We start from the raw sequence: 13695 nt of genomic DNA on the forward strand, positions 1-13695 counted from the left end.
GGCGGCGCGCGGCTTGATCGTCGTCAAGCGCGGGGCGGCCGCCACCTTGATTCAGGTCAAGCGGAGTCGGCCGCCCGCGGCATAGAGTGAACGCATGCCGGTGGGGAAACACCCCCGCCGGCATCCGCGGACCGTGGCCCCCTGCGGCCCGCGGGGTCCCGGTGGACCACCGGGACGGGCGACGGATGGCCGCAAGCCAGCCCGAGCCGGGCCCGCCGCCTGCGAGAGCAGCCGGCGGGCTTCTGCCTGCCCGCCCGATCAGCATTCAGGCCACTCCCGCGCGCCTGGCGGGCAACTGCACCTGCACGCTGGTGCCCTCGCCTTGCGCGCTGGAGATGGCGACGCTGCCCCCCAGCAGCCTGGCGCGTTCGCGCAGGCCGAGCAGGCCGAGCGACTCGGGCCTGCGCGCGCCCGTGGTGGCGAAACCCACGCCGTCGTCCCGCACGCACAGCGTGATCGCTTCCGCGCTCCTGTCCACGCGGACCTGCACGTGCCGCGCCTGCGCGTGCTTGCGCACGTTGGCGAGCGACTCCTGGACGATGCGGAAGACGGCCGTTGCGTAAGGCTCGTCCACCTCCAGGTCCTCGTCCATCTCGAGATCGCAATCCACCTCCGCACGCTGGCGGAAGCCCTGCACGAGCCACTGCAGCGCCGGCGCAAGGCCCAGGTCGTCCAGCACCGGCGGGCGCAGGTCCGCCGCGATGCGGCGGGTGGCGGCCGTGCTGCCTTCCAGTATCGTCTCCATGGCGTCGAGTTTCGCGGGGACGTCCGCGGAGCCACTCCTGTAGTTCTTGCGCAGCCAGTGGAGATCCATCGTGAGCGCCGTGAGCGACTGGGCCAGTTCGTCGTGCAGTTCTCGCGCGATGCGGGCCTTCTCCTGCTCGCGCGCGCCGCTGGCCTCGGCGGCGAAGGCGGCGAGTTCCTCCTGCGCCTGGACGCGCTCGGTGACGTCCCGCAGGATCACCGAGTAGAGCTTGCCCTCGTCGGTCTCGAGCTGGGAGATCGACGCTTCCATCGGGAACTCCTGGCCGTTGGCGCGCAGGCCGACGATCAGGGCGCCCGCGCCCATGCGGCGGGTGGTGATGCCCGTCTCGCCGAAGCGCTTGACGTGCTGCCGGTGCGCCGCCCGGAACCGCTGGGGCATCAGCATCTCCATCGGCCGGCCCATCACCTGCACGGCCGGCCAGCCGAAGATCCGCTCGGCCGTCCGGTTGTAGAGCACGATGCGCTGGCTGGCGTCGACCGTGACGATCGCATCCATTGCCGAGTCGACCAGGCCCGAGAGCCGCGATGCGAGCCGCGCCTGCTCCCGCTCGGCCTGGGCCCGTTCCGTCACGTCGCGCAAGATCACCGTGAAAAGCTTGCCCTCCGGCAGATCCACCTGCGAGATCGATGCGTCCACCGGGAATTCCTCACCGCTGACGCGTCGGCCGTACACCACGGCGCTGCCGCTCATCCGGCGCGAGGTCACTCCAGTGGCACCGAAACGCCGCACGGCGGCGTTGTGCGATGCCTGGAAACGCTCGGGCAGCAGCAAGGTCAGCGGCTGCCCGAGCGCCTGCTCGGGCGGCCAGCCGAAGATCTTCTCGGCCGCGCGGTTGTACAGCACGATGCGCTGCCCCTCGTCCACCGAGATGATCGCGTCCATGGCCGAGTCCAGCAGGCTGGCGAGGCGAGCCGCAGCGCTGGAATCGGCCTTCCACGCAAAACCCGGCATGAGATGCCCCCTGCATCCGGTTCAGGAGTGCCCACTCTAGCGGCCCGCGCGCGCAAAGCAAGCCGCGCGCGGGACCAGGGAATCCACTCCTTCCGACCCGGCGCAACATCGGCCGCTTGACACGCATCAACCAGGCGGGCGGACCGCCTGGCTAGAGTCGGCCATGCCGCAGAACGTCCTCATCCTCCAGGGCCACCCCGATGCGGGTGCAGGTCACCTCTGCCACGCGTTGGCCGACTCGTATGCGCAGGGTGCGCAGGAGGCGGGACACGACGTGCGGCGCATCGACATCGGCACGCTCGACTTTCCGCTCCTGCGAAGCCAGAAGCAGTGGGAGGCCGGGGCGCTGCCGCCGGCGCTCCAACCTGCGCAGGAGGACATCCGCTGGGCGTCCCACGTCGTCATCGTCTTTCCGCTCTGGCTCGGCGACATGCCTGCGCTGGTCAAGGGCTTCCTGGAACAGGTGCTGCGGCCGGGTTTCGCGTTCCGCTACAAGGAAGGTGGCACGGCCTGGCCCGAGAAGGGCCTGCGGGGCCGCACGGCGCGCGTGATCGTGACCATGGGGATGCCGCCGCTGGTGTACCGCTGGATGTTCCGCGCGCACAGCGTGAAATCGCTGGAGCGCAACATCCTGGGCTTCGTCGGCATCGCCCCCGTGCACGAGACCCTTGTGGGAGGCTTGGGCGGTCTCGGTGAAGAAGGCGCGCGGAAGTTGCTCGCCAGGGTGAGGCGCCTGGGGGCCCGCGCGGAGTGAGTTCGGATGGACGCCGCAACCCGGCAGGATGATTCCGGCTGCAAGGGGGCCGAGGCACCCACCGCCCATCCCGAGCCCGCCTGGCACTCGCTCGAGGCGCCCGATCTGGTGCTGCGGCTCGATGTCGATCCACGCCGTGGGCTGGATGGATTGCAGGTGAACGAAAGGCTGCGGCGGCAGGGGCCCAATGTCCTGCCCAAGGCGCCGCCGCGCGCGCTCTGGCGTGTCTTCGCACGACAGTTCGCAAGCCCACTGGTGCTGATCCTGTTCGCCGCCGCCGCGCTGGCCGCGGCACTGGGCCACCACGGCGACTCGGGCGTGATCCTGTCGGTGGTCCTGGTCAATGCGCTGGTCGGTCTCGTGCAGGAGGGGCGTGCAGAACGCTCGATGGCGGCGTTGCGCCGCTTGTCCCAGGTCCAGGTGCGCGTGCTGCGCGAAGGCACGGAGTCGCTCGTCTTGGCCGCGCAGCTCGTGCCGGGGGACCTCGTCCTCCTGGCGGCGGGCGACGCCGTCGCCGCCGATGCGCGGCTGCTGGAGCAGGCGCAGCTGCACGCGGCGGAAGCGGCGCTCACCGGCGAATCGGTTCCGGTCGCCAAGACCGCCCAGGTGCTGCCGCCAGCCACGGGACTGGCCGACCGCCGCAACATGGTGTTCTCCGGCACGTACGTCACCGCCGGCCGCGCCCGCGCGGTGGTGGTCGCGACGGCCGCGCACACGCAGGTCGGGCGCATCGCGCGGCTCACCGCGGCGGCCACGGAGCCGGACACGCCGCTGCAGGAGCGCATCGGGCGCTTCGGACGGGCGCTGGTCGCGGCCGCGTTCGGGCTGTTCGTGCTGGTGCTGCTGCTGGGCCTCTGGCGGCAACTGCCGCTGGCCGACGTGCTGATGGTGGCCATCAGCCAGATGGTCTCCATGGTCCCGGAGGGCCTGCCGGTGGCGATGACAATCGCGCTGGCGGTGGGCATGCAGCGCATGGCGCGCCAGGGTGTGATCATCCGTCGCCTCGCCGCGGTGGAGACGCTGGGGTCCACCACGGTGATCTGCAGCGACAAGACCGGCACGCTGACCCGCAACGAGATGACGGTGACGCGGCTGTGGCTGCCGCCGGAGGAGGACGGGGCCGCGCGCCGGATCGACGTCGGCGGCACCGGCTACGCCCCCGAAGGCGGGCTTGCCGAAGACGGCGCGCCGCTGGCGCAGCGGTCGCCCGCGCTGCAGGCGATGCTGGAAGCCGCGGCGCTGTGCAACGACGCGCAGCTGCTGCCCCCGCAGGACGGCACCGGCTGGCGGGTGGCCGGCGATCCGACCGAGGGCGCGCTGCTGGTGCTGGCGCTCAAGGCCGGCCTGGATCTGCAGGCCCTGCGCGCGCAGGCGCCCCGCGCCGCCGAACTGCCGTTCGACTCCGATGCCAAGCTGATGGCCACGCTGCACGCCTGGCCGGGCGCACGGCGCCGGGGGCTGGTGAAAGGCGCGCCCGAGGCGGTGCTGCGGCTGTGCGCAGGCCAGTCGCCGTTGCTGCTGCGGGCCGCCCGCGCGTGTGCCGACGAGATGTCCTCGCAGGCGCTGCGCGTGCTGGCGTTCGCCGAAGTGGAAGACGGCGCGCTGGAACTGGAGGGCGGCTTCGGCGCGCTGGCCGGCCGCGTCCGCCTGCTCGGGCTGGCGGGCCAGATCGACCCGCCCCGCGAGGAAGCGCGCCAGGCCGTCGCCGACTGCCGGGCCGCCGGCATCCGGCCGGTGATGGTGACGGGCGACCACAAGCTCACCGGCCTGGCCATCGCCAGGGCGCTGGGCATCGCCCGGCCCGGCGACCTCGCCCTCGACGGCGAGGAACTGGAGCGCATGGGCGAGGCGCAGCTGCGTGCGGCGCTGCCCGGCATCGCCGTCTTCGCGCGCGTGCAGCCCGCCCAGAAGCTGCGCATCGTGGAGGCACTGCAGGCCGGCGGCGAGGTGGTGGCGATGACCGGCGACGGCGTGAACGACGCGCCCGCCCTGGCCCGGGCCGACATCGGCGTCGCCATGGGCATCACGGGCACCGAGGTGGCCAAGAGTGCCGCGCGCATCGTCATCACCGACGACAACTTCGCGACCATCGTGCACGCCGTCGAGCAGGGCCGCGTGGTGTACGGCAACCTCAAGAAGGTCATCCTGTTCCTGTTCGCCACCTCGGTGGACGAGATCGCCCTGCTGCTCCTCGCGCTGCTCGCGGGCTACCCGCTGCCGCTGGCGGCGGTCCAGATCCTGTGGATCAACATCGTCACCGAGGGCACGCTCACGGTGAACCTGGTCATGGAGCCGGCGGACGGCCGGGAGATGCGGCGCCCGCCCGTGCCGCGCACGGACCCGCTGCTGGACCGGTTGCTGCTGCAACGGGTGGCCCTGATGGCCGCGCTCACCGTAGCGGTGTGCTTCGGCTGGTTCGCCTGGCGCCTGGCGGGCGGCGGGGACATCGCCGCTGTGCGCACCGAGACCTTCACCCTGCTGGCCATGTGCCAGTGGTTCAACGTGCTGAACTGCCAGTCGGCCACGCGGACGAGCCTGGGGCCGGCGCTGCTGCGCAACCGGTGGCTGCTCGGCGGGCTCCTGTTGTCCATCGCGCTCCAGCTGGCCGTGCTGTACCTCCCGGTGATGAACGCGATGCTGCACACGGTGCCGCTGACCGGGTGGACGCTGCTGCTGCTGGCGGGGCTGGGCAGCACGGTGCTCTGGGGCGAGGAGCTGAGGAAGCTCGTGGCGCGGCAATGACCGCATTGCCGCGCTGCACCTCGCGTGCGGCGCGCCTGGGGGTTGACCTGGCGCAAGGCTGCGCACGTTCCGCGCGCCTATCGTTGGTAGAGCCGACGCCCCTGGAGAAAATCCCATGCCCACCGAAATACGCCAGCTCCTCGTCCACCTCGATGCGGGCCGGCGCATCCGCGAGACGGTCTCCTGCGCGCGCCGGCTGGCGGCCGACCACGGTGCCTGCATCGCCGCCGTGCACGCCCCGGTGCCGGCGATGGCGGAACTGCCGATCGTCCCGGGCCTGGGGCCCGCGGCCCAGTCCTTCCTGGAGTTCCAGAAGGAGCGACGCCGCGCGGTGCACGCGAGCTTCGAGCGCGCCATGCGCGATCCGGGCCCGGCGGTCGAGGCGACCTGGGGAGAGGTGAACGAGTTCCCGCTGGCGGGCACCTTCGCCGAAGCCGCCTTCAGTGCGGACCTCCTGGTGCTGACCCAGCCGGATCCGCAGCACCGGGCCGAGGACGTGCCGCACGACTTCAACGAGGCGGTGGTCGCCGCCAGCGGCAAGCCCAGCCTGATCCTGCCGCCGTCCGGGGCCCTGCCGATGGGGTTCCGCACGGTCGCCATCGGCTGGAAGCCCACGCGCGAGGCCGCCCGCGCCGTGGCCGGGGCGATGCCCCTGCTGCGCAAGGCCGCCCGGGTGCACGTGCTCGCCTGGGGCCGGCAGCGCGCCCTGCCGCTCAACCTGGCCGGCTACCTGCGGGCGCATGGCGTCACCGCGCAGTGGCACCTGCAGGACCAGGAACCCCCGCGCGCCGGCGAGCACCTGCTGGCGCAATCGGCGGAGCTCGGCGCCGACCTGCTGGTGATGGGCTGCTATGGCCACAGCCGGGCCGGCGAGTGGCTTCTGGGTGGTGCGTCCCGCAGCGTCCTGCGCGGCATGGCGCTGCCGGTGCTGATGGCGCACTGAGATCGGCGGCGCAGGCGAAGACGAACGGGTTCATTGGCGCCCGGCCGGGCGCGCTGGGACGCTAGTGCGCCATCAGCACGGGCAGCGTCATCGACCGCAGCACCGTGCGCGAGACCCCGCCCAGCATCCATTCGCGGGCCCGGCCGTGCCCATAGCAGCCCATCACCAGCAGGTCGGCCCCGAGGTCGAACGCCTGCGACAGCAGCAGTTCGCCGAGGTCTCCCGGCTCTTCCCCGCGCCGGTGCCAGCGTGCGGTGACGCCGTACAGGTTCAGGTAACGGTCCAGGTCGAGCACGCCCCCCTCGTCCTCGTCCTCGTCCGGGCCCCAGGTGACCACATGGACCTGCGCCGCGCGCTGCAGCAGGGGCATGGCGCCGGCGACCGCGTGGGCCGTCTCGCGCGTGGGCTTCCAGGCGATCGCGAGGGTGGCGAACGCCTGCGGCAGCGGTCCGACCGCCGGCAGGATCAGCGCCGGCTTGCCGCTGGCGGCCAGCACGAGTTCGTTGAAGTCGCGTGGCGCCTCGCCCGGGCCGAGGTCGGGGTGAGGCTGGCTCAGGACCAGCAGGTCGGCATACAGGGCCTGCTGGGCAAAGGCGCCCGCCATCTGCAGTTCGCAGATCTCGCCGAATTGCGCCGCCGGGCCGGGGCCCGACATCGCGGCATCGAAGGTCGTGCGCACGGCCTTGCGCCGCTGGGCGTCCAGGTCGGCCAGGGCCGCGCCGGTGAGCGCACCCAGCTCGCCCACGACGGGCACCGAGACCAGCGCGGGGCGTGTCACGTCCAGGGCCGCCAGGGCCGCGCCCTGCTCCTGGGCCAGGCGGCGCCCGCACATCACGGCTTCGGTGATGCGCCTGCCGGCGTCCAGGTGCACCAGGATCTGCGTATAGGAAGTGGTCATGGAGGGCTCCGGTCGGGAGACTCAAGATAGGCGCCCGGATCGGACGCCCACTTGCGAAAGATCAAGCGGGGACGCGCGGGGTATGCCTAGATTGCTTACCCATCGGGGCCAGGCGGCAACCCGCCGGCCTGGCGCCCGACAGGAGGCAACCATGTACAGACGAATCCTGGTGGCAGTGGACGGCAGCGACACCTCGAACAAGGCGCTGGTCGCTGCGCTGCAGCTGGCCCGAGACCGCGACGCGCAGGTGCTGCTGCTGCATTGCGTGGACGAGCTGCTGCTGCTCGCCGCCGGTGGGCTCGGGGTGGGATCCGCGCCCGAACGCGGCAGCAGGGTCCTGGAGGATGCCGAGGCCATCGCCAAGGCGGCAGGCGTGCGGGTCGACAAGCGCCTGGTCGACATGCCGGCCCAGCGCCTCGGCGAGACGGTCGCCGAGCACGCCAGGGACTGGAAGGCCGACCTGGTCGTCATCGGCAGCCACGGCCGCCGGGGCTTGGGCCGGCTGCTGCTGGGCAGCGGGGCCGAGCAGATCCTGCGGCTGGCGCCGGTGCCGGTGCTCTGCGTGCGGCGCGAAGCCTCGCTGTAGCGGCCGGTCATCGGCGGGTTGCCCGCCAGGCGAGTCCCGTTGCAATGATCACCAGGGCGACGACGGACAGAGTCCAGTCGCCATCTACGGAGGCCGGCACTGCAGCCGGAACCTGCTGCAGCAAAGTAGCCGTTTCGGAAATGGCATGAGGGCCGGACTGAACCGGCGCCGTCGGCCCGACCAGACCGGGACCGGGCCCTGAAAAGGGACTCAGGGCCAGTTGCCCGGGAGTGGCGCGCACCGACGCGTCTTCTTCCTGGCTCGCGCCGCCAGGCAGCCGCAGGAGATGCACTCCGCCGGGTGGGGTGAGCTGCGGGCCCTGACTCGTCATGCGGCGGACCTCTCAGCGTCTCAGGACGCCGGGAACACGATGATCACGACGGGAGCGTTTAAGCCATCGAACGTCAGCGTGTACGTGAAGCCCGAAACCGTGGGTGATCCCGCCGGCATCGACTTGGTCCAGTTGCCGTTGGGGCAGGTCGCCGCGTCCTTGAACGCCTGCTCCGTCGGCGGGTTGGACACGTTGATCGCGCTCACGAAGAGGGTCCCGTTTCGCACGTCGGTGTCTTCGTCGTTCGAGCTGGCGGTCGTGATCCGGGTCTTCACCGGAACCAGCTTGCCGCCACGATTCGTGCAATCCACGGTGGCCGAGTACGACACGGACAAGACCAGGTCGGCATCCGTGTTGCCGACGCCCGCGATCTCGGTCCCGGTACAGCTGACGTTCAGGCCGCTGATCGTGCAGACCGGCTCCACGGACCCCTGGCGATAGTGCGCGCCATTCGGCGCGTTGGTGAAGTTGGTGTCAGCCCAGACCGAGGTTGACACTGCAAGTACAGCGAGAGACGAGGCCGCGACGAAGGCAGATGGACGGATGCGCATGGTGATCTCCTGATGCCGATGGGCGGCACGAGTCAATGTAGAACCCTGGCTCCGATCGGAATACGGGGCGACCGACCACTTCTTGGGATGCGCCACCGAACATACGAATGCAGTTCCGTGCTTCTGCATACGGAGTTCCGGCCCGGCATGGAGGGAGACCGCCCGGACGCCCAGCGGATCCGCCGCGGTTGTCGTTTGGCGCGGCGAAGTGCGATGTAGGACGCATCGCACGCGGTCGTCACACCCGGAGGCGCTTTTGCGCATCTTTGACAATCTACGGGTCTGCGCGCGGCACGGCCGACGAGGCGTCGGCTACGCCCTCGGGTGCTGCGGGGACGGCGCCCGAAGGCAGCACGGTCACGCTGCGCATGGGGCGCGAGTTCATCGAGGTCGAGAACGACGGCCCCCGCTCGCACCGGCACGCCAGCCGCCTTGGGTGCGCGATTCACGCGTCCTGCGGGGCAACGGGAGTCGGGCAACGGGCTGGGCGTGTCCATCGCCCGCGGCATCGCCCCGTTGCACGGGCTGGTGCTGGAATACGGGCCCTGCCAGGACGGCCGCGGGGTGCGGGCGGTCCTGCGGAGCCGCTGACGCCTTCAGCGCGCGGCCTGCACCTTCTCGAGGAGCTGGCGCGCCTCTTCACGCCGGCCTGCATCCGCGATCTGGCGCCCGGGGCGCGCCGGCGCCTTCAGGGCCTTCTCGAGGTACGGCGGGGCCTTGTCCGCCTGCTGCGTCTCGACCAGGTACTCGGCGAAGAAGTAGTTGGCATCGATGCCGTTCGGGTTGATCTGCAGCGCCTTGTGCAGCAGCTCCTGGGCCTTGGCCTTGTCGCCGAAGCCGAGCGGCCAGCCGGGGACCTTGTAGTACAGCACGCCCAGGCTGTTGTAGGCCGAGCCGTCGAGCACGCTGCCGTCGATCCGGATGGCCGACTCGTACAGCGCCTTGGCCTGCCTGGCCAGGCCGAGCGCGCCGAGGCCGCCCTTCTCGCCCGCCCAGGAACTCACGATGATGCCCTCCCACACCAGCGGCTCGCTGCGGTTCGGATGGGCTTCGCTGACGCCGTGCGCGCGGCCCGCCAGGTCGGCGAAGCGCCTTTCGCGCTCCGGCGCCGGCGACTGGTAGCGGATCACTTCCCACTCGCGCTGCAGCGCCTGGATGTCGTCTTCCACGGCGGCGAGCGCCGGCAGGCAGAAGGCGCCCCAGGCCAATGCGGCGAGCGCCGCGAGCAGCCACCGCAGGGACGGGTAAAGGAAAGCGGAACGGACAGGCATGGGATTCATCCTTGTTGCGGGAGATGCGCGGAAGAGTCCGCGAGGGCGCGCCGGTGCGGCGCGAAGCTGCGATCGAGCCAGCCGGGCACGGCGCCGTTGAGGCGCACGCCCAGCCGCTCGGGAAAGCCGACGAACCGCTCGGCGGCCTCGTCCTCGAGCACGCGCAGCACCTCGTCCGCCACGCGGGCCGGATCGTCCATCGCCGTTCCGGTGGCCCGGTTGTAGGCCTCCACCGCCGCGGCGTTGAAGGCGGTGCGGGTGCTGCGCGGGCCGAGGTACTGCACGCGCACCGGACCGCCACCGAGTTCGCGGCGCAGCGATTGCGCGTAGCCGCGAAGGCCGAACTTGCTGGCGCAGTAGGCGGCGTAGCCGGGCAGCCCGATCGCGCCCAGCACCGACCCGATGAAGATCACCTGCGACCGCGCCAGCCGTGCCAGGTGCGGCAGCATGGCCTGCGTGAGCAGCATCGGTCCCAGCAGATTGGTGTCCAGCACCCGCTGGATCGCCGGCACCGGGATGCTCCCGGCGGGCCCGAAAGCCGGCGCACCGGCGGCGTGCACGACGACATTGCACCGCCATTGCGCGCCGGCGCGGGCCAGGGTCTCGATCGAGGCGGGCTCCACCAGGTCGGCCTCGTGCCAGTCGCACCGCCCGGCCTGGGTCGGCTCGAGGTCGCGCGCCAGCGCGGCCAGCCGGGCCGGCGAGCGGCCGGCGAGCAGCACGCGGGCGCCAGCCTGCAGCAGGCGGGCGGCAACGGGCCTGCCGATGCCGCCGGTGGCACCGGTGAGCAGGACGCGAGCTTCCCCCGCCTTCATGCCGCGACTCCCGCTGCGGCGGCCGCCGGCAGGGGCAGCGAGCGGAACACGTCGCCGTACAGCCGGTAGAAGACGCGGGCGGCGTGGACGATGTCCGCCTGGTCGCCGGGCTCCTCGATCGCATCCATCAGCGCCTGGAAATGGCCCACGTGTTCCCGATCCAGCGTGCCGTGCGAACGCAGGTAGCTGAAGGCCGAGTCCGGCAGGCCGAGCGGCCGCTGGATGTTGTCCGCCGCCTGCAGCGCAAGTGCGACGCTGGTGCCTTCCAGCACGTGGACCATCCCGAGGAAACCCAGCGGGTTTCGCCTCGCGATCTGGTCGTACGCGTACGCGACCATGACCTCCGTGGCGATCCGCGGCGGACCGCGACGCGCCGCTTCGGCATCGGCGCCGCAGGCTCGCAGGTCGTCCAGGATCCACTCGTCGTGCCCGGCTTCCTCGGCGACATACTCGTCCAGCGGTGGACGAAGCCAGGCGTGGCGGGCCGGCAGCGCGTCGCGGCAGGCGGCCAGCAGCGGCACGGTGTGCCGCACGTGGTGGTAGGCCTCCGTGAGGAAGGCGACGTAGCTGGACAACGACACCTCCCCGCGCAGGCAGCCCTGGATGATGGGCGCGGCAAGCAGGCCCTGCCGTGCCTGCCCCGTCTGCGCCTGCAGCCGTTCGAAAAAACTCATGCTCTCTCCGCTGAATGGGTGATACCGGGGACAAGGACCTCCGGATGCGCGGCCAGGATCGCCGGGCGCCGGGGACGGCCGTTGGCCGTCGCCAGCCCGCTTCGGGCCGAGAACGGCGCGCGGGCGACGACCCAGTGCGCCACCCGCGCGTAGTCGGGCAGCTGCGCATTCGCGGCGGTCACGCAGCGCCCCAGCTGCTCGTGGCCGACGCCCGGCAGCGGCCACAGCACCGCGGACAGCGCCGGCTGGGTGTCGCCGTAGACGACCGCCTCCGCGATCCCGGCCTGTTCGCGCAGCGCGGCCTCGACCCATTCGGGCGACACGTTGCGGCCGAATCCCGTGATCAGCACGTTCTTCTTGCGGCCCAGCACGTGCAGGAAGCCGTCCGCATCCAGCCGGCCGAGGTCGCCGGTCGGCCACCACGCGGGCACCGGAGCCGGGTCGCCGAGGTAGCCTGCAAGCAGGCTGCCGGCCACCTCGACTTCGCCGTCGGCGGCGATCCTCACCTGCGCATGCGGCAGCGGCCGGCCGGCGCTGCCGGGGCGGTCGGCGCCGGGCAGGTTCAGCGTCTGCACCGAGGCGCCTTCCGAAAGACCGTAGCCCTCGTAGACGGGGATGCCGCAGGCGCGCGCCGCATGCAACAGCGGCGCAGCCACCGCGGCGCCGCCCACGGCGACGAAGCGAAGGCTGGCGGGGGCCCGCTGGCCGCTCGCGCGCAGCCACCCTGTCCACGCCGCCAGCATCTGCGGCAGGAGGATCAGGCTGTCGGCCCCGTTCGCTTCGACCGCGCCCTGCAGCACTGCCGGTTCGAAACTGGAAGAGCCGGTGAGACCGACATCCGCCAGCGGCAAGGCGATGCAGGTGCCCTGCGCCGCCAGCGGGGCCCGCATGCCGGCGACGTTCTCCAGCAGCACGGGATACGGCAACGCGCTCAGGTGGCGCCGCAGCCCCAGCGGCGCGAGCGCCTGCACGACTCCCTGCACCACGCCGCGCATCGTTTCCGAGGTGAGGCAGACGCCCTTGGGCGTGCCGGTCGTTCCCGAGGTGAAGGTGATCTTGCTCGTGCCCGCCGGCAGGCGGGGCGGCACCGCGGTCAGGCGGACGAGGGAGAGCGCCTTCTTCAGCAATCCCACTGGCTCCGTCCGCTCGGGCGCCCACCGTCCGGCCAGGGTGGGCGCCACCAGCACCGCATCCACCCCGGCGGCGGCCAGCACGTGCTGCACCTGGTCCGGCGTGAAGAACGCGGGCAGCGGCACGTGCACGACCCCGGCCCGTTCGGCAGCGAGGTCGGCGACGACCCAGGCCGGCGAGTTGTCGAACAGCGTCGCCAGCACGCGCACGCCCGCCTTGCGCAGGGACTCCGAGAATGCGCGGACCTCGGCCTGGAGCGCCTCGCGGCCGAGCGCCAGCCCCGCCCCGCCCGCCACGGCCACCGCGCCCGGATCGGCGGGCATCATGCGGACCGCGCGGCGCGCCGCTGGAGGTGCCGCAGCGCTTGCGGCAGGTGCCCGGCGACCACGACCGGCCGATGTTCGTAATACGAGCCCCAATGCCGCGCGGCCTCGCCCAGCGTGGCGGGATCGGCGGGCGCGAGGGACAGCGGTGCGATGCCCATGCGCAGCAGCAGCCGGCGCAGTTCCTGCGTGAGCGTGCTCACCACCCACCGGTAGCCGAGGCCCGCGAGGTGCGGGCCGAGGCGGGCGATCAGCTGCCACCCCTGGCCGGCCTGCACCGATGCCAGGTGGCCCACTTCCACGATGCAGGTGCGCGCGGGCGCCCTGGCGGCGTGGGGGGCCAGCACGGCCTCGACCGGAAGGGCCAGATAGTGCTCCAGGAACAGCGGCTCGGCGCCGGCGTCGCGGTACCCCGCCGCCGCAACGATGCAACCGCCCTCGCGCAGCGAAACGAGCGAGGTCGCAAACTGCTCCACGCGCGCGCCGAAGCGGTGGCGGTAGACGCCGGCGATGAATGATTCCACCTCGCCGCGACCCTCGGCGCCGGGCGGGTGGACGGTCATCCTGGTCGGCTGCGTTGCCAGCGTGCCGGTGCCTCCGCTGCTGAAGTGGTGGGGCAGGTTCCTGGACATGCGATCTCCCTCGTTGGCCCGGATCCGGGCATGCGGGGGATGCTCGCGCTGGAACATTAACGAGGGATTAAGGGCGCCTCGGCGTTACGGGAAGCCAACTCGACGGTGCTTCGATGGCTCGCGCATCGCGCGCCAGAATGCGCGCGGGAACTCGTGGGGGAAAGGCTAAAAGCAAAGCCCCGTAAGTTGTTGCTCTTACGGGGCTTCTTGCATGCAATCACTCTGGCGGAGAGGGCGGGATTCGAACCCGCGGAGGGCTATTAACCCTCACACGCTTTCCAGGCGTGCGACTTAAACCGCTCATCCACCTCTCCTGCGAGCCCGCAA

At 71.9% G+C, this 13695-nt stretch carries 12 protein-coding genes and 1 tRNA gene; 4 read left to right on the plus strand and 9 right to left on the minus strand.

The annotated features are described in order from the left end of the window. Positions 1–265: 265 nt before the first annotated feature. Positions 266–1717, minus strand: coding sequence for a PAS domain-containing sensor histidine kinase (locus tag ASG30_RS12645; RefSeq protein ID WP_082522077.1), 1452 nt, complete (start codon positions 1715–1717; stop codon positions 266–268). A 163-nt stretch (positions 1718–1880) separates the two neighbouring features. Between ASG30_RS12645 and ASG30_RS12650 the strand changes: the two genes are divergently transcribed. The 3 genes from ASG30_RS12650 to ASG30_RS12660 all read left to right on the plus strand — a co-directional run bounded on the left by ASG30_RS12650 (position 1881) and on the right by ASG30_RS12660 (position 6156). Beyond that, on the plus strand, positions 1881–2471 hold the full coding sequence (locus tag ASG30_RS12650) for an NAD(P)H-dependent oxidoreductase (RefSeq protein ID WP_055896885.1): 591 nt from the start codon (positions 1881–1883) through the stop codon (positions 2469–2471). A 6-nt stretch (positions 2472–2477) separates the two neighbouring features. Continuing rightward, positions 2478–5213, plus strand: coding sequence for a cation-translocating P-type ATPase (locus tag ASG30_RS12655; RefSeq protein WP_055896888.1), 2736 nt, complete (start codon positions 2478–2480; stop codon positions 5211–5213). Between the two features lie 115 nt (positions 5214–5328). Then, a complete protein-coding gene (locus ASG30_RS12660; RefSeq protein WP_055896891.1) occupies positions 5329–6156 on the plus strand; it encodes a universal stress protein in 828 nt (275 codons plus the stop codon). A 61-nt stretch (positions 6157–6217) separates the two neighbouring features. On the opposite strand, the gene ASG30_RS12665 is transcribed toward ASG30_RS12660, so the two are convergent. After that, a complete protein-coding gene (locus ASG30_RS12665) occupies positions 6218–7054 on the minus strand; it encodes a universal stress protein (RefSeq protein WP_055896894.1) in 837 nt (278 codons plus the stop codon). 151 nt (positions 7055–7205) lie between these two features. Here ASG30_RS12665 and ASG30_RS12670 point away from each other — a divergent pair, with 151 nt between their 5' ends. Continuing rightward, positions 7206–7640: a universal stress protein gene (locus ASG30_RS12670; RefSeq protein ID WP_055896897.1), complete on the plus strand. Its 435-nt coding sequence runs from the start codon at positions 7206–7208 to the stop codon at positions 7638–7640. Between the two features lie 351 nt (positions 7641–7991). Here ASG30_RS12670 and ASG30_RS12675 read toward each other — a convergent pair whose 3' ends face one another. From ASG30_RS12675 to ASG30_RS12705, 7 genes are all read right to left on the minus strand, one after another. Next, positions 7992–8522 carry a hypothetical protein gene (locus ASG30_RS12675; RefSeq protein WP_055896900.1) on the minus strand — a complete coding sequence of 177 codons (531 nt, stop codon included), beginning with the start codon at positions 8520–8522 and terminating at the stop codon, positions 7992–7994. Between the two features lie 596 nt (positions 8523–9118). Then, the gene (locus ASG30_RS12680) at positions 9119–9793 is read right to left on the minus strand and encodes a hypothetical protein (RefSeq protein WP_082522078.1); all 675 of its coding nucleotides are present in this window, start codon (positions 9791–9793) and stop codon (positions 9119–9121) included. 5 nt (positions 9794–9798) lie between these two features. Then, on the minus strand, positions 9799–10608 hold the full coding sequence (locus tag ASG30_RS12685; protein WP_055896904.1) for an SDR family oxidoreductase: 810 nt from the start codon (positions 10606–10608) through the stop codon (positions 9799–9801). Next, the gene (locus tag ASG30_RS12690; RefSeq protein WP_055896907.1) at positions 10605–11282 is read right to left on the minus strand and encodes a TenA family transcriptional regulator; all 678 of its coding nucleotides are present in this window, start codon (positions 11280–11282) and stop codon (positions 10605–10607) included. The genes ASG30_RS12685 and ASG30_RS12690 overlap by 4 nt, the downstream gene beginning before the upstream one ends. Continuing rightward, positions 11279–12736 (minus strand): AMP-binding protein, encoded by a 1458-nt coding sequence (locus ASG30_RS12695; protein ID WP_082522106.1) that lies wholly within the window; start codon positions 12734–12736, stop codon positions 11279–11281. Before ASG30_RS12695 ends, ASG30_RS12690 begins: the two co-directional genes overlap by 4 nt. After that, positions 12736–13368, minus strand: coding sequence for a thermostable hemolysin (locus tag ASG30_RS12700; RefSeq protein ID WP_055897508.1), 633 nt, complete (start codon positions 13366–13368; stop codon positions 12736–12738). Before ASG30_RS12700 ends, ASG30_RS12695 begins: the two co-directional genes overlap by 1 nt. Before the next feature lie 223 nt (positions 13369–13591). Further along, positions 13592–13682, minus strand: a tRNA-Ser gene (locus ASG30_RS12705). Positions 13683–13695: the final 13 nt, after the last annotated feature.

Source organism: Ramlibacter sp. Leaf400 (assembly GCF_001424545.1).
Classification (GTDB): Bacteria; Pseudomonadota; Gammaproteobacteria; order Burkholderiales; family Burkholderiaceae_C; genus Ramlibacter.